General features: G+C 70.6%; 16 protein-coding genes and 1 tRNA gene. 7 read left to right on the top strand and 10 right to left on the bottom strand.

Annotation, left to right across the window (positions count from 1 at the left end):
* Positions 1-119: 119 nt before the first annotated feature.
* The 5 genes from RY94_RS07820 to RY94_RS07795 all read right to left on the bottom strand — a co-directional run bounded on the left by RY94_RS07820 (position 120) and on the right by RY94_RS07795 (position 5,921).
* Positions 120-959, bottom strand: a complete 840-nt coding sequence (locus RY94_RS07820; protein WP_043443261.1) for an aldo/keto reductase — start codon at positions 957-959, stop codon at positions 120-122.
* Positions 960-2,920: 1,961 nt separating this feature from the next.
* Positions 2,921-3,376, bottom strand: coding sequence for a hypothetical protein (locus RY94_RS07810; protein WP_043443256.1), 456 nt, complete (start codon positions 3,374-3,376; stop codon positions 2,921-2,923).
* Between the two features lie 7 nt (positions 3,377-3,383).
* Positions 3,384-3,995: a bacterial proteasome activator family protein gene (locus RY94_RS07805; protein WP_043443253.1), complete on the bottom strand. Its 612-nt coding sequence runs from the start codon at positions 3,993-3,995 to the stop codon at positions 3,384-3,386.
* A 37-nt stretch (positions 3,996-4,032) separates the two neighbouring features.
* Complete coding sequence (locus tag RY94_RS07800) at positions 4,033-4,635, bottom strand: response regulator transcription factor (RefSeq protein WP_043443251.1); 603 nt, start codon at positions 4,633-4,635, stop codon at positions 4,033-4,035.
* A complete protein-coding gene (locus tag RY94_RS07795; RefSeq protein WP_197060611.1) occupies positions 4,632-5,921 on the bottom strand; it encodes a sensor histidine kinase in 1,290 nt (429 codons plus the stop codon). The genes RY94_RS07800 and RY94_RS07795 overlap by 4 nt, the downstream gene beginning before the upstream one ends.
* Before the next feature lie 113 nt (positions 5,922-6,034).
* Here RY94_RS07795 and RY94_RS07790 point away from each other — a divergent pair, with 113 nt between their 5' ends.
* Both RY94_RS07790 and RY94_RS07785 read left to right on the top strand, forming a co-directional pair.
* A complete protein-coding gene (locus RY94_RS07790) occupies positions 6,035-7,042 on the top strand; it encodes an ABC transporter ATP-binding protein (RefSeq protein ID WP_231554444.1) in 1,008 nt (335 codons plus the stop codon).
* A 40-nt stretch (positions 7,043-7,082) separates the two neighbouring features.
* A complete protein-coding gene (locus tag RY94_RS07785; RefSeq protein WP_043443249.1) occupies positions 7,083-7,856 on the top strand; it encodes a hypothetical protein in 774 nt (257 codons plus the stop codon).
* A gap of 63 nt (positions 7,857-7,919) precedes the next feature.
* Here the strand turns inward: RY94_RS07785 and RY94_RS07780 are convergent, their stop codons facing one another.
* Together RY94_RS07780 and RY94_RS07775 are read right to left on the bottom strand one after the other, a co-directional pair.
* On the bottom strand, positions 7,920-8,129 hold the full coding sequence (locus RY94_RS07780; protein WP_043443247.1) for a YbdD/YjiX family protein: 210 nt from the start codon (positions 8,127-8,129) through the stop codon (positions 7,920-7,922).
* Complete coding sequence (locus tag RY94_RS07775) at positions 8,129-10,405, bottom strand: carbon starvation CstA family protein (RefSeq protein WP_052274079.1); 2,277 nt, start codon at positions 10,403-10,405, stop codon at positions 8,129-8,131. Before RY94_RS07775 ends, RY94_RS07780 begins: the two co-directional genes overlap by 1 nt.
* 244 nt (positions 10,406-10,649) lie before the next feature.
* Between RY94_RS07775 and RY94_RS07770 the strand changes: the two genes are divergently transcribed.
* Positions 10,650-11,672, top strand: coding sequence for an FUSC family protein (locus tag RY94_RS07770; protein ID WP_043443245.1), 1,023 nt, complete (start codon positions 10,650-10,652; stop codon positions 11,670-11,672).
* On the opposite strand, the gene RY94_RS07765 is transcribed toward RY94_RS07770, so the two are convergent.
* Positions 11,669-12,643: an NAD(P)H-quinone oxidoreductase gene (locus RY94_RS07765; protein WP_043443243.1), complete on the bottom strand. Its 975-nt coding sequence runs from the start codon at positions 12,641-12,643 to the stop codon at positions 11,669-11,671. The genes RY94_RS07770 and RY94_RS07765 overlap by 4 nt on opposite strands.
* Positions 12,644-12,706: 63 nt before the next feature.
* Here RY94_RS07765 and RY94_RS07760 point away from each other — a divergent pair.
* Positions 12,707-12,794: transfer RNA gene (locus tag RY94_RS07760), tRNA-Ser, on the top strand.
* A 95-nt stretch (positions 12,795-12,889) separates the two neighbouring features.
* Here RY94_RS07760 and RY94_RS07755 read toward each other — a convergent pair.
* The gene (locus tag RY94_RS07755; RefSeq protein WP_043443241.1) at positions 12,890-14,323 is read right to left on the bottom strand and encodes a DUF2252 domain-containing protein; all 1,434 of its coding nucleotides are present in this window, start codon (positions 14,321-14,323) and stop codon (positions 12,890-12,892) included.
* 374 nt (positions 14,324-14,697) lie between these two features.
* Between RY94_RS07755 and RY94_RS07750 the strand changes: the two genes are divergently transcribed.
* The 3 genes from RY94_RS07750 to RY94_RS07740 all read left to right on the top strand — a co-directional run bounded on the left by RY94_RS07750 (position 14,698) and on the right by RY94_RS07740 (position 21,670).
* Positions 14,698-16,293, top strand: coding sequence for an MFS transporter (locus tag RY94_RS07750; RefSeq protein ID WP_043443239.1), 1,596 nt, complete (start codon positions 14,698-14,700; stop codon positions 16,291-16,293).
* A gap of 55 nt (positions 16,294-16,348) precedes the next feature.
* Positions 16,349-16,939 carry a septum formation family protein gene (locus RY94_RS16790; RefSeq protein ID WP_156135063.1) on the top strand — a complete coding sequence of 197 codons (591 nt, stop codon included), beginning with the start codon at positions 16,349-16,351 and terminating at the stop codon, positions 16,937-16,939.
* Between the two features lie 219 nt (positions 16,940-17,158).
* Positions 17,159-21,670, top strand: coding sequence for an ExeM/NucH family extracellular endonuclease (locus RY94_RS07740; RefSeq protein ID WP_052274077.1), 4,512 nt, complete (start codon positions 17,159-17,161; stop codon positions 21,668-21,670).
* 117 nt (positions 21,671-21,787) lie between these two features.
* Here the strand turns inward: RY94_RS07740 and RY94_RS07735 are convergent, their stop codons facing one another.
* A complete protein-coding gene (locus RY94_RS07735) occupies positions 21,788-23,815 on the bottom strand; it encodes an FAD/NAD(P)-binding protein (RefSeq protein WP_052274076.1) in 2,028 nt (675 codons plus the stop codon).
* Between the last annotated feature and the right edge of the window lie 5 nt (positions 23,816-23,820).

Raw genomic sequence — 23,820 nt, 5'->3', positions numbered from 1 at the left:
GGAAGAGCCGCCCGGCGATGCCGGGCGGCTCTTCCCATGTCACCTCGTTGCGCAGGTGTGGCGGGTCACGGCGTCACGCACCCACCACACGCGCTCGATGAGCAGACCGTGCGCGGAGGTTACGCGAAGTCGGCCGTCGCGGGGTCGGCTCCGATGCGGCCGGCCGCACCCTTGTCGAGCCCGTTGATGGCCTCGATGTCCTCGTCCTCGAGCTTCACGTCGAGGGACTCCCAGTTCTCGATGATGCGCGACTCCGTGACGGACTTCGGGATGACCACGTTGCCGAGCGCGAGGTGCCAGGCGAGCACGACCTGCGCGGGCGTGGCGTTGCGCTTCTGCGCGATGTCCTGGAGCACGGCGTCGTCGAGCAGTCCCTTGCCGGAGCCGAGGGGCGACCACGACTGGTGGAGGATGCCCTTCTCGGCCTCGTACGCGCGGAGCTCCGACTGGTTCAGGAAGGGGTGCGTCTCCACCTGGTTGATGACGGGGACCACGCCGGTGGCGTCGATGATCTCGTCGAGGGCCTCGATGGTGAAGTTGGAGACGCCGATGCTCTTCACGCGTCCCTGCTTCTGCAGCTCGATGAGGGCCTTCCAGGTGTCCAGGTACTTGCCCTGCTTGGGCTGCAGCCAGTGGATGAGGTAGAGGTCGAGGGTCTCGAGGCCGAGGCGCTCCATGGACTCCTCGAACGCCTTGAGCGTGCTCTCGTAGCCCTGGTCGGAGTTCCACAGCTTGGTGGTGATGAACATTTCGTCGTGGCCCAGGCCCGACGACGCGATGGCCCGGCCCACGCCGGCCTCGTTGCCGTAGATCTTGGCGGTGTCGATGTGGCGGTAGCCGGCCTTGAAGGCCTTGCCGACGACGTCCTCGGCCACGTCGTCCTCGACCTGCCACACTCCGTAGCCGAGCTGCGGGATCGTGTGGCCGTCGTTGAACGTAAGATTCGGTGATGTAGTCATACAGGCGGGAACCAAGGATGCAGCCCGTTTATTTCGGTTCCCACTGACAACTATCAGCCAGCGTGCTTTCGGACCGGCCCTGGCGGCCGCACCGATCGGCCCGCCGGACGGGGGTGGGACGTGCTCGACGACGACAGCGCCCGGGCCGCACTGCACGACGCCGCCTACCGGTACGCCTTCCGCCGATCGCTCTCCGGGCGGCTCGCATCCTCCGCCGCACAGGAGGCCGCCGGGTCGCTGACCGCGGCCACCGTGGTCGGGTCCCGCGACCCGGGCGAGGACGCCGTGCCGCCCCCCGACCGCGTCGCCGTCCTCCGCGCGACCAGGACCGTCCTGGAGCGCTACCTCCCGACGACGCTGCCGCCGCGCGCCGTCGGCGACACCTCCCTGCGGGCGGCACTCGCCGACCTCGCCCCCGCCGACCGCGAGCTCCTCCTCCTGCACCACTGGGACGGCCTCCCGGTCGGGGATGCCGCCCGGCTGAGCGGGAGCGAGCTGGAGCGCCTGCCCGCCATCGAGGCCGCGTGCGCGCTCGCGGCCCGGCGCGATGCCGCTCCTGTCTCTTATACCCATCTAGATCGGCACCCGCCACGCGCGCCTGCTCGAAGCCAAGGACGCCGCCGCCGACGCGTCGCTTGCCCTCGAAGGAGAACGCGCCACCGTGGAAGACGNCCGGCCGGGGGTGCGACGGCCGGACCGGCCGTGGCGTCGGCGTCGCCAGGTGCTGCCTTCCTCGCCGCGCTGGCCGCCGCCGATCCCGCCGCGGCAATCACCAGGGAGGACCTCGCCCGCAGCCGCAGCGGCCTTCCCGGCGCCGGGAGCACACCCTCGAGCGGCGAGCTGCAGACCATCACCGCGCCGGCCACGCCGTCGACCGTCGAGGAGCGCGACACGGCTGCCGCGTCCGGCACCTCTGCCTCAACGGCCGCTGTCGTCCCAGCTGCCGCTCCTGCCTCCCCGGTGCCGGGCGCCGTCCCGACCGCGGCGGGCAACGCCCCGGCAGCGACGGCCCGCCTCCCCCGGTTCCCGGCCCGCGCGCCCCGCCGCCAGGTCCAGATGATCCTCGGGACCCTGTGCCTGCTCGCGGTCGTCGCCGGCCTGGCCACGGCCCTCATCCCGCGCGCCACCCCCGGCCCGGCGGGCGACGCCGAACGGTTGTTCGCGCTCGCCGACGTCGTCGCCGTGGTGTCCATCGCGGACCTCGTACCCACCCAGGTGGACGGCGAACTGCGGATGCTGCAGGCCGCCTCAGTGGTGCAGATCGTGAAGGGCGATCCCGCGCGGACCACCCTGACCATCGACGTCACGGGGCGGAGCACCCTGGAGCGTCCCTTCAGCCGCAATCTCTTCACACCGAACCAGCTCATGTTCCTGGTGCGCGACGGCGACGGCGTCCTCTCGCCGATCGAGGAGGACGGGTCCATCCTGACGCTGGTCGACCGCCGCTCCCCGGAGACGACGACGATCTCGGGGGAGCCGGCGCCGCTGCCGGACGAACTCCGCGACGCGATCCGGGCCCTGCCGCCGGAGGAACTCACGCTCGACACGAACGGGACGGCCCCGGGGTTGCTTACCGCGGAGGCAGTCCTGGGCACCCGTCCGCCCGAGGGCAGCGACACGCAGAACAGGTCACGGGCTCCGCTCGGCACGTTCCGTGTCCGGCCCGCGGGGGTCGGCCGGGCATGCGTTGTCTTCGAGTACAGCGGGCGGTCGGTCCTCCTCCGCTGGCCCGAGGGCTTCTCCGCCTACGAGCGCGTCGAGGTCCTGTCCTATCCGAACGGGGACCCGCGGCGCGGCCGGCAGGTACTGACGGTCCTGAACGATCGCGGCTACCCGTACGTGGACGATCAGCGGCAGTCCCCGTTCATCAGCGGAGCGCCGACCGGCGGGCGGGGCGGGTGCGGCGGGCAGGAGCTCGAGGTCTGGGACATCGCCGTCGAGCCCGGGACCACGCTGCTGTCCTATTGACCGCCGGGCATCGCCCGCTCGGCCTCCTCGACGTCCTCCGCCACCAGCTGGGCGCGGCGGCGCACGTTCTCGAGGCCCGAGGACGCGACGCCCCACCGTTCGCCGTCGAGCCTCGTCATCGCGGCGGCCTCCGCGGTGGTCGCCAGGGTGTTCCCGGCCCGGGACAGTGCCCGGTGCACCTGCAGGAGGGCGCCGGGGATATCGAGGCCCGTACTCGGGGACGAGGTCTGGGCGCTCACGCAGATGGCCCGCACGCGCGGCAGCATGGCGCCGAGCTCGTCGGCGACCGCCACGAGTTCGTTGTGGACCTCGTCGTCCTCGATGCCCTCGAGGATCTGGTGATAGCGGTCGAGGCCCCGGCGGAAGCGGTCGTGCGCGCGGCGCCATACCCCGGTGCCGAGCTCGGCGTCGTCCCTGCGGCCCTGTCGCGCCGCTGCGAAGAATGCCACCAGGCCGTTACAGGTACTGGCCGGGGCCGTGGCCCTCGGTCTGGAGGGAGCCGGCCTGGCGGCCGTGCGGGGTCCGTTGCGGCTCGCCGTCCTCGCCGACGACCACGCCGGGGGCGATCACGGTGCCGGGAGGGAGCTGGCGGAGCTGGAGGCGGGCGGCCAGCTGCTGGTTGGCCATCTGCTGCGCCGCGAGCGCCGTCTGGATGCCGTGGAAAAGACCTTCGAGCCAGCCCACGAGCTGCGCCTGGGCCACGCGCAGCTCGGCGTCGGTGGGAACCGTGCCCTCGTCGAAGGGCAGGTTGATGCGGTGCAGCTCCTCGACCAGTTCCGGGGCGAGGCCGTCCTCCAGCTCCCTCACGGAGCGCTCGTGGATGGAGGCGAGCCGGGTGCGTCCGGCGTCGTCGAGCGGCGCGCTGCGGACCTCCTCCAGCAACTGCTTGAGCATGGTGCCGATCCGCATGACCTTGGCCGGTTCGTCGACGAGGTCGGCGAGCGACGTCGTGTGCCCGTCGGGCTCCGCCGCGGCCGGCGTGCCGGCCGGGACCTGCGGCTGATCCGGGGATCCGGCCGCGGCTGCGGGCACCGGATCGGACGGACCGCTCGGCTGCTGTTCAGTCATTCCGCTATGCTCCCACAACCCCCGGAGGGCGGGCACGTCAGATCCAGCCCTGCTCCCACGCCAACGCAGCGGCCTCGTGGCGCGACGCCGCATCCAGCTTGGTCATGGCGGAGGACACGTAGTTCCGGACCGTGCCCGGCGCCAGATGCAGCTCGCGGGCGATCGTCTGCAGGCTCGCTCCCTGCCGGCCGTGCCGCAGGACATCGAGTTCGCGGCCGGTGAGCGGGCACGATTCACCGGACAGGGCGCTCGCTGCGATGTCCGGATCCACGTAACGGCGGCCCGCGGCGACATCCCGGATGACGTTCGCCAGCTGGTCGGCGGGGGTCGATTTCGGGACGAACCCGGACACCCTGCTCGCCAGGGCCCGCCGCAGCACGCCGGGCCTGGCGTGCCGGGTGACGATCACGACGCGCGTGGCCACCGTGCGGAGGATCTCCTCCGCGGCGTAGATGCCGTCGGTCGGCGGCATCTCGAGGTCCAGGACGCACACGTCGGGGACGTACTCCTTGGCGAGGCGCACCGCGTCCGCCCCGTTGTCCGTGCTCGCCACCACCTCGAGGTCCGGCTCGAGCCCCAGGAGCGCTACGAGCGCACCCCGGATCAGATGCTCGTCATCGGCGAGGACCACCCGGATCATGGCGGGCCTCCACGGGAACCTGCTGTGCCGGCGAGGGTGGGCACGCCGGTGGCGCCACCAGGGCCCGGGAGTCCGGGCGTGGTGGCGGTCAGCAGGAAGTGACCGTCGTCCCGCCGGGCCTCGATCCGTCCCCCGACGGCTTCGAACCGCCGGCGGAGCCCGTCGATGCCCGAACCGCCCGGCCGGGCGTCGATGCCGCCGCACACGCCGTCGTTCGTCACGGTCAGGGCTGACCCGTCGCCGGCACGGGCCAGGCGCAGCGTGACGGCCGTCGCCTCGCTGTGCCGGAGGATGTTGGTCGTGGCCTCACGGATCACGAGGCCGAACAGGGCCCGCTCCTCCGCCGGCAGCGCCTCGGCGTCGACGTCGACCGAGCACTCGATACCCGCGGCGCGGAGGACCTCGGCGGCATTGGCCGCCTCGGCGGCGAGGGACACCGTCCGGTACCCGTGCACGAGGGCGCGGGTGTCCTCGAGCGCGGTCCGGGCCAGCTGCTGCGCCTCCGCGATCTGGACGCGTGCCGCCTCGGGATCGGCGTCGAGCAGTCGACCGGCGAGCTCCGTCTTGAGTGCGATGACCTGGAGATGGTGGCCCTGGATGTCGTGCAGGTCGGCAGCGAAGCGCAGCCGTTCCTTGGCGACCGCGAGCTCTCCGGAGGTGCGGCGGCTGTCGTCGAGGCGCAGCACGATCTCCCACCACCAGATGCTCGCAACGAAGAGCATGGGGGTCATCAGCGCCCAGACGGCGAGGGAGGCCACGGCACCGCCCTCCCAGGACGGCCCGCCGACCGTATGGCCGAGCAGGAGGCCGAGCGGCCCGTGCACGAGGAGCACAACCAGCCCGACACCGAGGATCCACCACCGGGGGCGCCGCCCGACGACGACGGCCAGTGCGTTGCAGGCCAGCCAGAGCGGGACGGCCCCTACCCACAGGGTGTGCGGCTGTCCCAGGCCGATGAACCAGAGGGCCGCGCCCGGCAGCAGCAGCCACAGGGTGTAGTGGCGCGCCGGCAGTCCGCCACCCAGGCCTCGTTTGAAGAACCAGCAGTAGCGGACCAGCGACGCAGCGGACGCCAGCGCGAGCACGAGGATCACGAGGTCGGGCAGCTGCATGCCGTACTCGCCGCCACCGAGCATCACCAGGGTCGAGACCGCAGTCACGAAGAGTCCGTAGGCTGCGATCGTCCCGACCGTGTAGCGCCACGTCGCCCTGACGCCGCGCCCGGCCTCCGGCTGCCCCATGGTCTCCCTGTCCCCGGTGCTGCGTCGAGCAGTGAAAAGCGCCATGATCACCATGGTAGGACCATGACATCTGTCACGGTCCCGGTGTGCAGACCATCAGGTGAGGTCATGACGGACGACCACTGATACGTGCCGGCGTGGCTGGCGAGGATTGAACCATGACCACATCACCCAGTACCCAGGCAGTCCCGACCATGCAGGGCTCCCGGGCCGTGTCCGCCGCGCCCACCGACACCATCGCGGTCTCGGCCGAGGGGCTGCGCTGCTCCTACGGCTCGTACGAGGCTGTGCGCGGCATCGACCTGTCCGTCAGGAACGGGGAGTTCTTCGCGCTCCTCGGCACCAACGGCGCAGGCAAGACCACCACCATGGAGACGCTCGAGGGGCACCGCCGTGCGACCTCCGGCAGCGTGTCCGTCCTGGGCGGCGACCCCTACCGCGACAGGGCCTCGATCCGCCCCCGCCTCGGCATCATGCTGCAGGAGGCCGGGTTCGCCGACGACCTCACGGTCGAGGAGACCTGCCGCCTCTGGCTCCGGCTCTCGGCGGCCCATCCGCGGTCCAGGAGTCAGGCAGAGGTCATCGCGAGCGGGCTCGAGGTCCTCGACCTCCAGTCGAAGGCGACCACCCGGGTCAAGATGCTCTCAGGTGGTCAGCGGCGCCGCCTCGACCTCCTCCTCGCCACGGCCAACGAACCCGACCTCCTGTTCCTCGACGAACCCACGACGGGCCTCGACCCGGAATCCCGGGAACGGACGTGGGAGCTCGTCCGGGGCCTGAATGACGCCGGGACCACGGTGGTCCTCACGACCCACTACCTCGAGGAGGCGGAAAGCTACGCGGACCGGATCGCGATCATGCACGACGGCCGGATCGCCGTGGCGGGCACCCTGCCGGAGGTGCTGGGGCGCGAGCCGTCGGTCATCTCCTTCGAGGTGGATGCGTCCGTCGACGTCCTGCAGCTCGGCGGACTGGGGCTGTCCCCCGACTTCACCCCGACCCCTGCCAGGACCCGGGTGGCCGTGCCGTCCCTGGACCTCCAACAGGACCTGTGGAGGGTCCTCTCCTGGGCGGAGGGGAACAGGATCCGCCTGGACCGCCTGTCCGCGTCGGAGGCCTCCCTCGCCGCGGTCTTCCGCCGGGTCAGCCTCGGCGACGCCGCCTAGCCCCGCCGATCCATCACCCCCCCCCCGACAGGAGAACATCATGACCACCCTCACAGAGGCCCCCTCGACACCCCGCCGTCCCTCCGCCGCCGGTCGCATCACGTCCATCGCCCTCATGGAGCTGCGCATCATCTTCCGCAACAAGACGGTGCTCCTCGGGGCCGTCCTCATGCCGATCGCCATGGCCGTGTACCTCTTCTACTTCGGTGCGGAGCAGATGGTCGGCCCCTCGGCGAACGCCGTCATGGCGGGATTGACCCTCATGATCGTCGCGCTGCTCGGTGTGTACCTGACGGCGACGACGACGATGGCCACGCGTCGCGAGGAGCTCTTCCTGAAGCGGCTGCGCAGCGGCGAGTCCTCGGACACCGTCATCTGGCTGGGCATGCTCGCGCCGATCGTCGCCCTCGTCGCCGGGCAGCTCGCGGTCATCGCCGTCGGGTTCGGGACGGCGGGGATGGACGCTCCCGCCCGGCCGCTCGTGGTGCTCGGTGCCGTCCTCGGCTTCCTCGCCCTCTGCGCGACCGCCGGCATGCTCACCAGCATCTACACGCCCTCCGCAGCGGCCGCTCAGATCACCACCCTCCCCTTCCTCGCCGTCGTCATCGGCACCTTCTTCTGGACCGCCTTCGACGACGGCTTCGAGGCGCTCTCCCGGCTGACCCCGGGCGGCGCGCTGCACAACCTGCTGATGGCCGGCTGGGGTGCGACCGATCTGGACCCGTCGGTGGCGGGTGCCGCCGTCGCCCTCCTGGCGTGGACCGTCCTTCCCTACCTTGCCGCTACGAAGCGCTTCCGGTGGGAGAAGCGCTGACCCCGGATACGACGAAGCCCGACGCCGATCCTCCGGCGTCGGGCTTCGTGCGTGAGGTGCCGACTAGCAGCAGCGGCCCTGGGGGTTCGCGTCCTGGCGGTCCGTCTTGTCCCGCCAGAACTCCCGTTCGGTCATGGGCCGCCCACCGGCGTGCGTGCGCTCGTGGTGGTCGAGGTACGCCTGGTACGCGTTCTCGCCCATGATGCCCTTGAACAGCCAGGCCAGCTCCCGCGCGGTGTCGCGCGCCCGGGTGAGGACCTGCGGGACGGTCATCAGTGACCCGTCCGCGCCGGACGCTTGCCGGGTTCGAGGGCTGCCCACTGCGCCTCGAGCTCCTTCTCGGCCGGAGTGGCGATCAGGCCCGCCGGCGCGAAGACACGCGAGGCCACAGGAGTGTCCTCGGAATCCGACCCGCCACCGTTCCGGTAGGCCCTGATGGTGGCGAGGATCGAGGTGGTGATGACGATGATGGCCAACACCACGAAGATGATCGACAGCGTGCCCTGGATGAAGGTGTTGCGGACCACCGCCTCCATGGCAGCGACGCTCGTCGCCGCGCCGAAGCTCTCCTCGCCCGCAGCGAGCGCATCGCGGAACGCCATGTGCTGCGCCCAGTAGCCGATGGCAGGGACGGGCGAGAAGATCTTGAGGAACGACGCCGTGATGGTCACCACCGCGGCGAACGCCAGCGGCAGTGCGGGGATCCACAGGAACTTGAAGAACCCGCGCTTGGCGCAGATCGCCATGCAGACCGCGAGCGCGATCGCTGCCAGCAGCTGGTTCGCGATCCCGAACAGCGGGAACAGCGTGTTGATGCCGCCCAGCGGGTCCGTGACGCCCATGATGAGGATCGCTCCCCACCCGGCCACCATGATCGCCGTACAGATCCAGGCCCCGGCACGCCACGAGGTGTCGCGGAAGCGGGGCACGAAGTTGCCGATGCTGTCCTGCAGCATGAAGCGCGCCACGCGGGTACCGGCGTCGACCGCCGTGAGGATGAACAGGGCCTCGAACATGATGGCGAAGTGGTACCAGAACGCCATCATGTTCGCGCCGCCGAAGACGCCCTGCATGATCTGCGCGATGCCGACCGCCAGGGTGGGAGCGCCGCCCGTCCGGGAGACGATCGATTCCTCACCGACGTTGGAGGCCATGGTGCTGAGCGCCTCAGGGGTGAGGCTGACGCCGGTCAGGCCGAGGCCGTTGACGAACGCGACCGCACCCTCGATGGTGCCGCCCGTCGCGGCCGCCGAGGAGTTCATGGCGAAGTAGATGCCGCGGTCGATCGACAGCGCCGCGACGAGCGCCATGATCGCCACGAAGGACTCCATGAGCATGCCGCCGTATCCGATGAACCGCGTCTGGCGCTCCTTCTCGATCATCTTCGGCGTGGTGCCGGAGGCGATGAGGGCGTGGAACCCGGAGAGCGCACCGCAGGCGATGGTGACGAAGAGGAACGGGAACAGCGTGCCCGCGACCACCGGGCCCTGGCCCGAGCTCGCGTACTCGGTGACCGCGGGGACGCTGATCTCGGGACGCGTGATGACGATCGCGACCGCGAGCATGATGATCGTGCCGATCTTCATGAAGGTGGAGAGGTAGTCGCGCGGGGCGAGCAGGAGCCAGACCGGCAGGACGGCGGCGATGAAGCCGTAGATGATGATGCCCCAGGCGATCGTGATGCGGTCCAGCGTGAAGAGCTCGACGCCCCAGGCCGTCTCGGAGATCCAGCCGCCGCCGATGATGGCGAGCATCAGCAGGACGAACCCGATCAGGGACACCTCGGTGACCTTGCCGGGGCGGAGGTAGCGCAGGTAGACGCCCATGAACAGGGCGATGGGGATGGTCATCGAGACGGAGAAGACGCCCCACGGGCTCTCACCGAGGGCGTTCACGACGACGAGGGCGAGGATCGCGACGATGATGATCATGATCGCCAGGGTGGCGATGAGTGCCGCCGTTCCGCCGATGACGCCGAGTTCCTCGCGCGCCATCTGGCCGAGCGAGCGCCCGCCACGACGCATGGAGAAGAACATCACGAGGTAGTCCTGCACCGCGCCCGCGAAGATCACGCCGATGATGATCCACAGGGTCCCGGGGAGGTAGCCCATCTGAGCGGCGAGCACAGGGCCCACGAGGGGGCCTGCTCCGGCGATGGCGGCGAAGTGGTGGCCGAAGAGGACGCGCCGGTCGGTGGCCGCGTGGTCCTTCCCGTCCGCCTTGTACTCGGCCGGGGTGGCACGGCGGTCGTCGGGCTTCAGCAGGTTCCGCTCGATGAACTTCGAGTAGAACCGGTAGGCGATCAGGTAGGTGCAGACCGCCGCGAAGACGAACCAGATGGCGTTGACGGTCTCACCGCGGACGATCGCGAGGATGGTCCAGGAGACGCCGCCCAGGAGGGCGATGCCCACCCAGAGGGCGATCTTCGCCGGCGTCCACCGGCGGTCTTCTGCTTCGGCCTGCTGCGGGTCGACGGCGACCGGCGGCAGGTCCGGATCCGTCACCAGCACGGCGTCGTGCCGGTGGGATCCGTTCTGCTTGTTACTCATGTTGCTCCTCGAGGGCGAGAGTGTGATGCACACGAAGGTAGCAACTTAGTGAGGCGTGCATCACAGGGCAAGCCCCCCGGACCGGGGGTTGCGCCGAACGGACCCGCGCCTGCGGCGAGTGGGAGGTGCTGGTCGGCACTTCCCGCTGTTCCCGGCGCCGGACCCGGCGGGCGTAGGGTTGACGCGTGGTATTCCGCCACGCGATGCCGCCGGCGCCGTCGATCGACCCGACCGAAAGCCCGTCGTGTCCCTCCTCCGCGACCTCGTGCACGTCGCCCCCTCCGCCCGCGACCACCAGCCGGCCCTGCGCTGCGCCATCGGCGTTGCGGTACCGCTGTCCGTCGTGCTGCTGCTCGGACGGCTCGACCTCGCGGTCTTCGCGACGTTCGGCGCCTTCGCCGGCATCTACGGACGGAACGAACCGCACCGCGAGCGCCTCGCCACCCAGCTGCGCGGCGGCGGGCTCATGCTCGGTGTGATCCTCGCGGCCGCCCTGACCGGACGCGCCGACGTCGGCCCCTGGGACCTCGTGCTCCTCACCGGAGCGGTGGCCGGGATCGGCACCTTCCTGGCGGGGCTGTTCCGCCTCAGGCCGGGCGGCTCGTTGTTCCACATCTTCGTGTTCGCCACGATCGCCTCCGTCCCCGGCCAGCCGCCACTCTGGGAGGGGCTGTCCACGGCGGCGGCGACCGCGGGCTTCGCGACGCTCCTCGGGCAGGCCGGGAACCTCTGGCCCCGGCACCGCACGCCGTGGCAGCGAGCGGCCACGTACCGTCCGACGGCGCAGCACCTGGCGGCCCTCGGACGGGAGGCCGGACTGTACATGGCGGCGGCCGTGCTCGCCGGCAGCCTGGCCACGGCCCTCGGGATCGGCCACACGTACTGGGCGATGGTGGCCGCGACGGTGCCCCTCGTGGGCCAGTCGGCGCGAGCGCGCGTGACGCGTGGCCTCCAGCGCATCCTCGGCACCTTCGCGGGGCTGCTCCTCACGGCGCTGGTCCTCCTGCCGGGACTCGCCGCGTGGCAGCTGGTGCTCGTGATCGCCGTCGCGCAGTTCTCGGCCGAGATGTTCATCCTGCGCCAGTACGCCCTCGCCCAGGCGTTCGTCACGCCGCTCGCGCTGGTCTCGACGCAACTCGCCCACCCCACGGCCCCGGCGGGACTCCTCGCCGACCGGGCCCTCGAGACCTCCATCGGGGCGTGCGTGGGCATCGCCCTGGTGCTGGCCCTCCACCTCCGGCAGAGGGCCCGCACCCGCCGCGCCTAGCCGATGGTCAGCAGGACCTTGCCGGTGTGCTCCCCGGAATCGAAGTAGGTGTGCGCGTCCGCGACCTCCGCGAGCGGGAAGGTCCGGTCCACGAAGGGCCGCACCGCTCCGGACGCCACGAGCGGCCAGACGTTCTCCTGCACGGCACGCATGATCGCGGTCTTCTCCGCGACGGGACGGGACCGCAGCGTGGTGCCGGCCACGCTGGCCCGCTTGCCCATCAGGGCCGCGAGGTCGAGTTCCGCCTTCGCGCCGCCCTGCAGGCCGATCACCACGAGCCGCCCGCCCGTCGCGAGCGCCTCGATGTTGCGCGCCAGGTATCCCGCCCCGACGACGTCGAGGATGACGTCCACGCCCCGACCGTCCGTTGCCGCCCGGACCTCCGCGACGAAATCCTGGTCCCGATAGTTGATCAGGGATCCGACGCCCAGGGACCGGGCGACGTCGAGCTTGGCGGTCGAGCCCGCCGTCACGTGCGGGACCGCACCGAGCGCGAGGCCCACCTGGATCGCCATCAGGCCGATCCCGCCGGACGCCCCGTGGATCAGGACGTGGTCGCCGGCCTCGAGGCCGGCCTGCAGCACGAGGTTGGACCAGACGGTCGCGCCCGTCTCGGGGAGGGCAGCGGCCTCCACGAGGTCCACGCCCGCCGGTGCGAGGACCACCTGCCCCGCCGGTACCGCGACCTGCTCGGCGTACCCGCCGCCGGCCAGCAGCGCGACGACGGCGTCCCCCACGGCGAAGGCGGAATCGCCCGCATCGGCCACGTGTCCGGAGACCTCCAGCCCCGGGACCGCGGACGCCCCGGCGGGCGGCGGGTAGAAGCCGCGCCGCTGCTGCACGTCGGCGCGGTTGAGGCCCGCCGCGACGACGTCGATGAGCACCTCCCCGGCCCCCGGCACCGGTGCGGGGACCTCCTGCACCGAGAGGACCTCCGGCCCACCCGCTCCCTCGATCACGACTGCGCGCACGCCGCCCTCCACTCTCTGCTGGGTATTTGGGCGCTACCTGCCCCGCATGAAACACTAACGGCGGGAAGGTTGTCCGAGCGGCCGAAGGAGCTGGTCTTGAAAACCAGTGGGCGGTCACCCCGTCTCAAGGGTTCGAATCCCTTACCTTCCGCGGAGCCGTAGCTGCGCTGACGAGGCCGGTCGGGTCGATCGAAGGATCGACCCGACCGGCCTCCGTCGTTGCACCGAGAACCGGGAACCGTCTCCCTAGACGGCGTCGGATGCCTCCAGGCGGCCCGAGCGGACCGCCCCCTCGAAGGCCTCGTAGTCGCGTTCGTTCTGATCGGCGTAACGCTTCGAGAAGTCGGTGATGGAACGGTCGAACTTGTCGCTCTTCCCGAGGTACGCGGCGATCGCGATCGGGTCGCCGGAGCGGGCGTGCGCCCGGGCCAGGGTCCAGCCGCAGGCGTTGGCGTAGAACGTCAGGGCGAGCGGTTTCATCTCCTCGACGACGGCCGAGCCCTTCATGTCGCGCAGCTGGCGCCAGTACAGGTACCGGTTGTCCTGAATACCTTTGGTCCACCCCAGGAAGATGTCGCTCGCGGCCTGCATCATCCGCTGCCCCTGCACCACGCGCTCGCCCGGCTGCTTGAACCGGCTCTTCGGCAGGTGGTCCTCGAGCACCGACCTCGTGGCTTCCTTGACCTGCAGGAACAGGGGATCCTGCTGGTCGCGACCCTGGAGCAGGACGATGAACGCCCTCGTGCCGACGCTGCCGACACCCACGACCTTCCGTGCGACGTCGACGACCTCGAAGCGTTCCAGCAGCTGGCGCCGGTCGGCGGGCAGGGTGGCGCGGTAGGACCGCAGCTGTTCACGGAGCGCGGGGCCCACCTCGTCGGGCCGCATGTCGTACACGTCCCCCAGCTCACGCAGCGGGATGACGATCGGTGGCTGGCTGACGATCCGGTACTTCCCGTCCACGAACTCGGCGAGCTTGGAGAGGGCATGCATGCTGTCCCTGGTACGGGCCTTCTCGACATTCCGTCGCGCAGCCTTCGCCCCGCTCTGGGCCTTCTTCAGGGCCTTGCCCTTCTGGGCTCCCACGGTCAGGTCCATGGCCTCCATCAACCGCTCTTCCGAGAAACGGGCGTACCAGATGTCCAGCGTGCGCATCTGCGCGAACTCGGCCATCGCTTCGCGGTAGGCCCGCACCGCCGTGAGCGTGACGTCGCGCACCTCCTCCGCACTGAACGCGTTGTTCCGCGCAGCGATCGTGAAACTCGCCGCCATGCGCTTGACGTCGTATTCGAACGGTCCCGGGAGTGTCTCGTCGAAGTCGTTCAGGTCGAACAGCAGGTTCCGCTCCGGTGAGGCGAAGACGCCGAAGTTGGACAGGTGGGCGTCCCCGCACAGCTGCGAGACCAGACCGGCCCGCGGGGTGTCCTTCAGATCGGCCGCCATGACCTTGGCAGCACCCCGGTAGAACGTGAACGGTGAGACCAACATCCGCCCGTGCCGCACCGGCAGGAGATCCTGGTCGCGGGTGAGGTTCTGTTCCTCGAGCAGCGCGACCGGATCCGGGCGGTCGGACGCGGGAGCCCATCCCTTGTGCCCGGGAAGCGGCGACTTCTCCCGGCACGCCTTACCCCTCGCGGCTCGTTCCTCGACACTCCGGTGCTTGACCTTGGTCTCGACCATGATCGGTGGCCTCCCTCTTCCGTCAGGGAACCGGCACCGGCATCAGGCGTCCGGGGCGGTCCGTGCTCAGCGCGTGTACGCGCCCTGTTGTGGTGTTCGACGGCGAACCCGTCGGGGAGACGAGTGTGCCGCCGGTTACGGTAGCGCTCACGATCGTCGTGTACCTCCTCCTCAGGGGGTGATCACCGGGCCGCTGCGGCGTCGTCGTCGGGTGGGGCTTTGGCCTCTGTTCGGACCGTCCGGAGGGCGGGAGGCTGTGGATGTATTTGCCCGTGCAAGACAGCCCGCCCGTGAACCTGCAAGGGCCACGCCGGACGGGGCGGCTCGTCCGCCCCTTCACGAATCCAGACACCGCGATCCCGAGCAGGCCACCGATGAACCCTCCAGACAGCGCCAGCGCCACGACGGCGCTGTTCAACAAGAAACTCGCCCTGATGCTGGCGACGGCGATGTTCGTCCTCGTGGTCGATACGTCGATCATGAATGTCTCGATCTCCGCAGTGGTGGACGACATCGGCGCGACGGTCAGCGGGCTCCAGTCGGCGATCGCCCTCGAGGCGCTCGTCTCCGCGGCCTTCATCCTGATCGGCGGCAAGATCGGCGACCTGATGGGACGCAAGCGTGCGTTCGTGCTCGGGCTGTGCGGCTACGCCATCGGCGCCGTGGCGATGACCCTGGCCCAGAGCCTCGTCCCGATCATCATCTTCTGGGCCCTGATCGGCGGCCTGGGTGCCTCGCTCCTCCTTCCCGCCATGCAGTCCCTCATCCACGGCAACTTCGAAGGAGATGCCCAGAAGCGGGTCTACGCCATGGTCGGCGCCTCGGCAGCGATCGCCGCCGCCGTCGGGCCCCTCATCGGAGGCTTCATCACCACGTTCCTGTCCTGGCGCGTCGCGTTCCTGCTCGAGGCCCTCCTCATCGCGGGCGTCCTCCTGGGGATCAAGTTGGTGCACGACGTCCCGTATACCGGGCCACGGGAGCTGGACGTCGTCGGATCGATCCTGTCCATCGTGGGCATGGGCGGAGTGGTGCTCGGCATCCTGGTGTGGCAGGAAGGCGGCGAATCCGTGGGCGCCCTCCTGGCCGTGGGCGCCGTGGGACTGGGCGGCCTGGTCTACTGGCTCGTCCAGCGCAAACGCCACAGCAAGCCGACACTGCTGGACCCGGACCTGTTCCAGGCCAGGACCTTCCGCTTCGGCGCCACCGGCCAGATGCTCCAGCAGATCGCCCTGGGCGGCACGATGATCGTGCTGCCCATCTACCTCCAGATGGTGCTCGGTTACAACGCGATGCAGTCGGGGCTATCGATCGCCCCGCTCTCCCTGACCATGTTCGCCGTCGCCCTGCTGGTCGGAAAGAAACCCGGGGCGCGGCGGCCGGCCGCCCTCATCCGGTCGGGCTTCCTGCTGCTGCTCGTGGGTCTGGCGCTGCTGGTCCCGGTCGTGCCGCGCGCGGACTCCGGCTGGTGGCTCCTGATCCCGCTGGTCATCGCCGGTGGTGGACTGGGGCTGCTGGTATCCCAGCTCAACAACTACACGTTGTCCCCCATCTCGGACGAGCGCGTGAGCGAGGCCGCCAGCGTGAACTCGGCCGCGGGATCCTTCGGCCTGTCGTTCGGCCTCGCCTTTGCCGGCGGGATCATGCTGGCGTCGCTCTCGACCATCTTCACCGGCATGGCGACCTCCAGCACGGTCCTCCCGCCGGCCGAGCAGCAGCAGGTGGCGACGGCACTCGAAGAGGACGCCCAGGTGGTGAGCAACGCGCAGCTCGAGGAACTGCTCGTGGGCCAGCCGGAGGAGATTCAGGACGAGATCATCCGCATCAACACGGAGGCCCGGCCCCTGGCCCTCCAGATCGCACTGTTCGTCCCGATCCTTGCCGGCCTCGCCGGGGTCGCCACGTCCCTCCGCATGATGAGGATCCCCGACCCCAAGCCCGCCGGCACCGGCGGGGGGAGCATTTTGGGCTGAGTCCCCGACCCGGCCCGCCGCCCCGACCGCGTGCCCCCGACCGCATGCCCCTGCCGTGGTGCCCCACGCCGCGGTGCGGTACTGTCCCGAGGAGCAGCAGCCGTGCCACGGCGGCGTGGCCCGGGACGGGGAGCCGATGCGTAGTGGGCAGTGCAGGTCGGCGCCACGGCGGCGTCGGACCGCAGCGGCGTCGGTCGGCGGGTCGCTCGCGGCGATCGCCCTCCTCGCGGGGTGCGGGATCGCCGGACCGGACGAGCCGGAGCGGCGCACCGGGACGACCGCCGCGTCGGAGACCTCCCCGATCGCTGTGGGCGATTGCATCGACGATCCTGGCATGGAGGACCCCTCGGACATCCCCGTCCTCCCGTGCGACGACCAGCACGTGTTCGAGGCCTTCGCCGCCACCCGGATGCCCGACGGCGCGTATCCCGGCCAGGGCGAGGCGAACACCGCCGCCACCGACTTCTGCGCGGAGGAATTCAGGAGCTTCATCGGCGTCGACTACGACGCCTCCGTCCTCGAACTGCTCTACTTCTACCCCGTCGAGGAGCGCTGGAACGCCGAGGGCGATCGGCAGATCCTGTGCTTCGTCGCCGAGCAGGACGAGACGCCGGTGACAGGAACGCTCCGGGACGCGGGCAGATAGCGGCTTTCGTCCATGAATTACGGCCAGTGGCCCCGGATCTTCCGGGGCCACTGGTTTTTTAGTAACCCACTGTTAACGATGTTCTGGTTGGCTACTCCTGGGGATAGGAATGTCACCTGCGTCACATATGGTGCACACGCCACCACGTCCACTCACCAGGGTCGGCGGGCTTCACTCGCGGTCGCAGTCGCGGCCATCGTCAAGGAGAAGAAAGAACGAATGGCTAATTCGTCATGGAAGGGAGCGCTCTGTGCGGCGCTGTCGGTAGGGCTCATGGCCTCACCGATGATCGCACTGCCGGCCAACGCGGTCGAGACAGCCCCCGGGACGGCGTCCGTCACAGGAGACGGCGTCGTCATCAACGAGGCATACCTCACGGGCGGTTCCACGGGAACGCCCTTCACCAACAAGTACGTGGAGCTCTACAACCCGACCGATGCGCCGGTGAGCCTCGACGGCTGGTCGCTGCAGTACCGCGCACCGGGCTCCGCCGCCACACCGGGTGCCACCGCGCTCCGCGGCACCATCCCCGCCAAGGGCTACTTCCTGGTGCAGGGCGGCAGCAACGGCACAGCCGGTGCCGTGCTGCCCACCCCTGACCTCACCAGCGGATTCAACCCCGGCGCTGCGGGTGGTGTGATCGTCCTGGCGAACCAGGCCTCCAGTGTCGGGGTCCTGCCGGTCGGCAACGCCGCCGGCACCCCCGGGGTGGTGGACCTCCTCGGCTACGGCAGTGCGAACGCCTTCGAGGGCACCGCCGCCGCGACACCGGGTGCGGGCAGCCCGAAGTCCACGAACCGCACGGCGTTCGCCGACACGGACGACAACGGCGCCGACTTCACGCTGCAGGACACCACGCCGATGAACGCGACCGGCACCACCGGCACGCCCACCCCCACACCGACCCCGACCCCGACCCCGACCCCGACGCCCACCGATCCCCCGGTCCCGGGCGTCGTCACCCCCATCCGTGACATCCAGGGCACGGGCTCCGCGACGCCCCTGGCCGGACAGACCGTCACCACGCGCGGCAAGGTCACCGCGGCCTACCCGACGGGCGGCTTCGCGGGCTTCTACCTGCAGACCGCCGGCAGCTCGGCAGCCGCCGACCAGACCGCCTCCGACGCCGTCTTCGTCTACTCCCCCGCAACCGTCGGCTCCGTCGCCGTGGGCGACTACGTGGAGGTCACCGGCATCGCCGGCGAGTTCTTCGACCTGACGCAGCTCACCGTCGCCGCAGGTGGCACGGTCAAGCTCACCGAACCCGCCGAGGAAGCGAAGGCCTCCGCCATTGCGCTCCCGGCCACGGGTGCCGCACGTGAAGCAGCGGAGGGCATGCTCTTCCAGCCCTCCGAGGCCTTCACCGTGGCCGACAACTACGCCCTGAACCAGTACGGCGAGGTCACCCTCGCGGCCGGGACCGAGCGCCTCCGCCAGCCGACCGACGTCGCCCGCCCGGGCACGCCCGAGAACGCCGCCGTCATCGCCGACAACGCCGCCCGGAGCATCAGGCTCGACGACGGCGCGTCGACGAACTTCTTCACCCAGGTCAACCGCGGCACGGTGCTGCCGTACCTCACACCGTCGCAGCCCGTCCGCGTCGGCTACAGCGCGCAGTTCACCTCGCCGGTGGTCCTCGACTACCGCAACAGCGCGTGGAAGTTCCAGCCGCTGGCCCAGCTCGACGGCGCCGGCCCGGACGGCGTCCAGCCCGTGCAGTTCACGGGCGAGCGCCCCGCCGCCCCCGAGGAGGTCGGCGGGAACGTCAAGATCGCCTCGTTCAACGTGCTGAACTACTTCGCGACCACCGGCGAGCAGCTCACGGGCTGCACCTACAACACGGACCGCGCCGGGAACCCCACCACGGTGCGGGGCGGATGCGATGCCCGCGGCGCCGCGAACCAGGAGAGCTTCGAGCGCCAGGAGGCGAAGATCGTCTCGGCGATCAACGCCCTCGACGCCGATGTCGTCACCCTCATGGAGATCGAGAACTCGGCGAAGTTCGGCAAGGATCGTGACTTCGCCCTCAAGACCCTCGTGGACGCGCTCAACGAGAAGGCTCCCGGCACCTGGGACTACGTCCGCTCCCCCGCGGCCCTGCCGGCGCTGGAGAACGAGGACGTCATCCGCACGGCCCTGATCTACAAGAAGGCCACCGCCGAACCCGTGGGCGAGTCCGTCATCCTCGATGACAACGTGGTGTTCACCAATGCGCGCAAGCCGCTGGCGCAGGCCTTCAAGCCCGTCGGCGGAACCGAGGACGAGACCTTCCTCGCCATCGTCAACCACTTCAAGTCCAAGGGATCCGGCCCGAGCTCCGGACCCGACGCCGATACCGGTGACGGCCAGGGTGCCTGGAACGCCGCACGCGTGAACCAGGCCCGCGCCCTCGTCGCGTTCGCCGATTCCATGAAGACGGCGGCGAAGACGGACAAGGTCTTCCTGACCGGCGACTTCAACTCCTACACGCAGGAGGACCCCATGCAGGTCCTCTACGAGGCCGGGTACGTCAACCAGGGTGAGAAGGACAACACCTTCTCCTACGTCTTCTCGGGCCTGAGCGGCTCCCTCGACCACATCCTGGCGTCGCCGACGGCGGACGCCACGGTGTCCGGGGTGGACACCTGGAACATCAACTCCGTGGAGTCGGTGGCCCTCGAGTACAGCCGGTACAACAACAACGTCACCGACTACTACCGGGCGGACCCGTACCGCGCCAGCGACCACGACCCCGTGATCGTGGGCCTGGACCTCGCACCGGCTGCCGATACCACCGCGGAACTCAACCTCCTGAACATCAACGACTTCCACGGCCGCATCGACTCGAACACGGTGCGCTTCGCCGGGACCGTCGAGAAGCTCCGCGCCGAGTTCGGCGAGGACAAGACGGCCTTCCTCTCGGCCGGCGACAACATCGGGGCGTCCCTGTTCGCCTCGGCGCTGCAGGACGACCAGCCGACCATCGACGTCCTGAACACCCTGGAACTCCGCGCATCCGCCGTGGGCAACCACGAGTTCGACAAGGGCTTCGACGACCTCACAGGCCGTGTCTCCGGCGCCGCGGACTTCCCGTACGTGGGCGCGAACGTCTACACCAAGGGCACCACCGAGCCCGCCCTCGACGAGTACTCGATCATCACGGTCGACGGCGTCGACGTCGCAGTGATCGGTGTCGTGACCGAGGAGACCGCGTCACTCGTCAGCCCCGGCGGCATCGCCTCCGTCGACTTCGGTGATCCCGTCGAGGCCGTCAACCGCGTGGCACAAGAGATCGAGGACCAGGACCTCGCCGACGTCATCGTCGCCGAGTACCACGAGGGCGCCGGAGACGGCGCCGTCGAGGGTGCCACCCTCGAGCAGGAAGTAGCGGCCGGCGGAATGTTCGCCGAGATCGTCACGGAGACGACGCCCCTCGTGGACGCCATCTTCACCGGCCACACGCACAAGCAGTACGCGTGGGACGCCCCCGTCCCCGGCGCCGCAGGCGAGACCCGGCCCATCCTCCAGACCGGGTCCTACGGCGAGTTCGTCGGCCAGATCACGCTGACCGTCGACACCGCGACGAACGACGTCGAGTCCTACACGGCCCGCAACGTCGCACGCTCCACCGAGACGGATGCAGCCCTCGTGGCCGCCTACCCGCGCGTCGCCGCCGTGAAGACCATCGTCGACGCCGCCCTCGCGCAGGCGAAGGTCATCGGCGACCAGCCGGTCGGCGCGGTCACCGGGGACATCACCACGGCGTTCACGGGTGCAACCCGTGACGACCGCGCCAGCGAGTCCACCCTCGGCAACCTCGTCGCCGACTCGCTGCGGGCCAGCCTCGCACCGGCCGAGCGCGGCGGTGCGCAGATCGGCGTCGTCAACCCGGGCGGGCTCCGCAACGAGCTCTACTACGCACCCGACGGCGTCGTGACGTTCGCCGAGGCGAATGCGGTGCTGCCGTTCGTCAACGACCTCTGGACCACCACCCTGACCGGTGCGCAGTTCAAGGCGATGCTCGAGCAGCAGTGGCAGCCGGACGGCAACTCGCGGTCCTTCCTGGCCCTCGGCCTGTCGGACAACGTGAGCGTCACCTACGACCCGGCCCTCGCGCGGGGTTCGCGGATCACCTCGGTCACGATCGACGGAGCACCGCTCGATCCCGCCAAGGACTACCGGATCGGCACGTTCAGCTTCCTGGCGCAGGGCGGCGACAACTTCACGGTCTTCCGTGAGGGCACCGACACCCGCGAGTCGGGACTCGTGGACCGCGACGCGTGGATCGACTACGTGCGCGCCAACAGCCCGCTGTCGCCGTCGTTCGACCGCCGCAGCGTGCAGGTGCAGGGCGCCCCGACCACGGTGAAGGCCGGCACCGCCGTCTCCTTCACGGTGTCGAAGCTGGATCTCACCTCACTGGGCAGCCCGACCAACACCACGCTCGCCGCCAGCTTCGTAGCGGCGAACGGCACGACCACCGCGCTGGGCAGCGTCCCGGTCACGGGCGGCAGCGCCACGGTGAACCTGACGGTTCCCGCGACGGCCGGCGGCCAGGGGCGGATCGTCCTGACGGCCGCACCGAGCGCGACGACGGTGACCCTGCCGGTCACGGTCGAAGCCGCAGCGACCCCGCAGCCGCCGAAGCCCACCTGCACCAAGCCGAAACCTCCGGTGAAGGCCTGGGACATCGGTGGGTGGATCCGCTACGCGGTCAATGTCATCAACTACTACCGCTGCATCAACCGCTAGGTAGTCGGCCCCTGGGCGCCTGACGGCTCCCCGGGGCCAACCACAGGAGGGACCTCCACCATCCGGTGGGGGTCCCTCCTGTCATTACCCGGGGGTTCCTGCAGCTCGGGCCACCCGTCAGTAGCCGGAGCCTACGGCCCCGGCCGCCAGCTCGTCCGCCAGCTCGCCCGGCGTCCGCCCCGCCGCCCGCTCCAGGACCGCGCCCGCGATGGTGTCGGCGTCGAGGAGGGTCCTGCTGCCTGCTGCCAGTGCCACGCCGGCCTGCGCGGCGATGGCCGTGCCCCACTGCACGGAGGTGAGCTGGAGACCGATGACGAAGAGGGATCCCTGCTCCCGGCCGGACCGGTCGACGGCCCGGTACGGGGGCGCAGTGACATCCAGCCCGTCGGAGGTGACGGGGATGCCGTCCTCCCCCATGGACGTCGCCGGCCGGACGATCCCCTGCTGCAGCAGCTGGCGCATCAGCGGGGAGAGGCTCGTGGACACCCGGTTCGCCGGCATCATCGCCTCGACGAGATAGCGCGCGGTGAACGAGTCCCCCGGGACCCACGGCGAGGCCGCGCGGAACAGACCGGCTTCGGGGTCGAAGCCGAATCCGGGATTGGGCCCGACGAAGCGGACGATCCCGGCCCGGACGAGCGCCGCGAGCTGTGCGATGCGCAGCGGGGGCGGGCCGCTCGCCAGGCCCTCGACCAGTGGCTCGAACCATCCGCGCAGTTCGGCATTCCACGACGAGGCGGAGATCCCTCCGTCCGCCACGGCCTGCTTGATCACCGCGCGCCCGGCGTTCAGGGCGCCGATCGCCATCTTGAGCGGGTCGTCCTCGCCCCTCGCCGACCCCGCGGCATCCGCGTCGAGATAGGCGAGCACGGCCGCGGTGAAGGCGTCCCCGTCCTCGAACCGGCGCCCGGCGAAGGGGTGGGCCTGGGCTTCGACGTCGAGCCGCAGGTCCGCGGGCACGGAGCGAGCGATGACCCCTCCGGCGGCGGCCTCCCAGTCCGGTCCCACCGTCGCGAGCGCAGCGTCGAGTGCGGTGAGGAACGCCGCGGTCGGTGTGAGGAGCCCTGCGGGGGCGGTGCGGCCGAGGGTCGAATAGTAGGCCCACAGGACATCGCGGTGCAGCAGGGGCCAGAGGTCGTGGTCGAAGCCGGGCTGGACGCCGGACGCCCGGAACGCGAGGGCTCGCTCGGGGGTGCAGTAGCGCAGGACGACGCTGCGCGGGAAATAGGAGTCGAGGTCCGCCTTGGCCCGGTAGGGGACGCCGCGCCGGGATGCGGCCACCAGGCGGGGCTCCTTCCCGGACGGCGTATAGGCGAGCCGCCCGTCGTCCCCGCTGGAGAACCGGCCGCCGCGACCCTCCGTCAGCTGGATCATGGCGTCGAAGAAGTTGAGCCCGAGCCCCCGGACCAGGACCGTCTTCCCTGCGGGAAGACGGTGCCAGGAGACATCGGCCGGGACGGCGGGCGGCCAGTACTGCAGGCCGTGCCGCGCTGCGGCGTCCTGGAGCCTGCCCTGCTCCGGGGTGAGCGTCGCCGCGAGATGGCCGAGGGCCAGGACGACGTCGTCGGCGTCGACCCGGGAGCCGTCGTCGAGCATGATCCGCCACTCCCGGCCGCCCTGCGGGACGGAACCGTCTCCGCGTCCGTCCGGCTCGTTGCGGTCGAGGCTCACCGCCTCGTTGCGGTGGTGGACCACGGTGACGCTCGACGGCGCCGCCTGCACCACCTCGGCGAACACCCAGGCGAGGTACCGGCCGTAGAGCGCCCTGCTCGGGAAGTCCCGTGAGGCGAGTCCCGCGCATTCCGCCGCGTCGTCGTCGTCGAGCCCGGGGACGAGGCCCGCGACGACACGGTCCCTCCATGCGTCGAAGGACAGCCCCACGGGTGCCGGGGCGATGCTCGCGGCCGGGGCGCCGACCGGCACCACCGTCGGGTACAGGCAGGGCGTGTTCATCAGGAAGAGCCGCGACTGGTCCGGCCGCCAGACGTGGCCCGGCCCGGGGTCGTGCGGTTCGACGACGCGGATGATGAGCGCGGGAGCCGAATCTCCGAGCACCCGATGACGGGCGATCAGCCGCTCGACCACGGAGGTGCCGCGGGGTCCGCCGCCGATGACGGCCACCTGCCGTGCGTCCTGGTTCTCCACCTGTC

It is taken from the genome of Arthrobacter sp. L77, assembly GCF_000816565.1.
Lineage (GTDB): Bacteria > Actinomycetota > Actinomycetes > Actinomycetales > Micrococcaceae > Arthrobacter_D > Arthrobacter_D antioxidans.
This window is presented reverse-complemented; position numbering and strand designations above follow the sequence as displayed.

What these genes read in the sequence shown, in the direction of transcription:
- RY94_RS07820 (WP_043443261.1), bottom strand. Translation starts at nt 959, where the DNA reads ATGACTACATCACCGAATCTTACGTTCAACGACGGCCACACGATCCCG.
- RY94_RS07805 (WP_043443253.1), bottom strand. Translation starts at nt 3,995, where the DNA reads ATGACTGAACAGCAGCCGAGCGGTCCGTCCGATCCGGTGCCCGCAGCC.
- RY94_RS07800 (WP_043443251.1), bottom strand. Translation starts at nt 4,635, where the DNA reads ATGATCCGGGTGGTCCTCGCCGATGACGAGCATCTGATCCGGGGTGCG.
- RY94_RS07795 (WP_197060611.1), bottom strand. Translation starts at nt 5,921, where the DNA reads ATGGCGCTTTTCACTGCTCGACGCAGCACCGGGGACAGGGAGACCATG.
- RY94_RS07790 (WP_231554444.1), top strand. Translation starts at nt 6,035, where the DNA reads ATGACCACATCACCCAGTACCCAGGCAGTCCCGACCATGCAGGGCTCC.
- RY94_RS07785 (WP_043443249.1), top strand. Translation starts at nt 7,083, where the DNA reads ATGACCACCCTCACAGAGGCCCCCTCGACACCCCGCCGTCCCTCCGCC.
- RY94_RS07780 (WP_043443247.1), bottom strand. Translation starts at nt 8,129, where the DNA reads ATGACCGTCCCGCAGGTCCTCACCCGGGCGCGCGACACCGCGCGGGAG.
- RY94_RS07775 (WP_052274079.1), bottom strand. Translation starts at nt 10,405, where the DNA reads ATGAGTAACAAGCAGAACGGATCCCACCGGCACGACGCCGTGCTGGTG.
- RY94_RS07755 (WP_043443241.1), bottom strand. Translation starts at nt 14,323, where the DNA reads ATGGTCGAGACCAAGGTCAAGCACCGGAGTGTCGAGGAACGAGCCGCG.
- RY94_RS07750 (WP_043443239.1), top strand. Translation starts at nt 14,698, where the DNA reads ATGAACCCTCCAGACAGCGCCAGCGCCACGACGGCGCTGTTCAACAAG.
- RY94_RS07740 (WP_052274077.1), top strand. Translation starts at nt 17,159, where the DNA reads ATGGCTAATTCGTCATGGAAGGGAGCGCTCTGTGCGGCGCTGTCGGTA.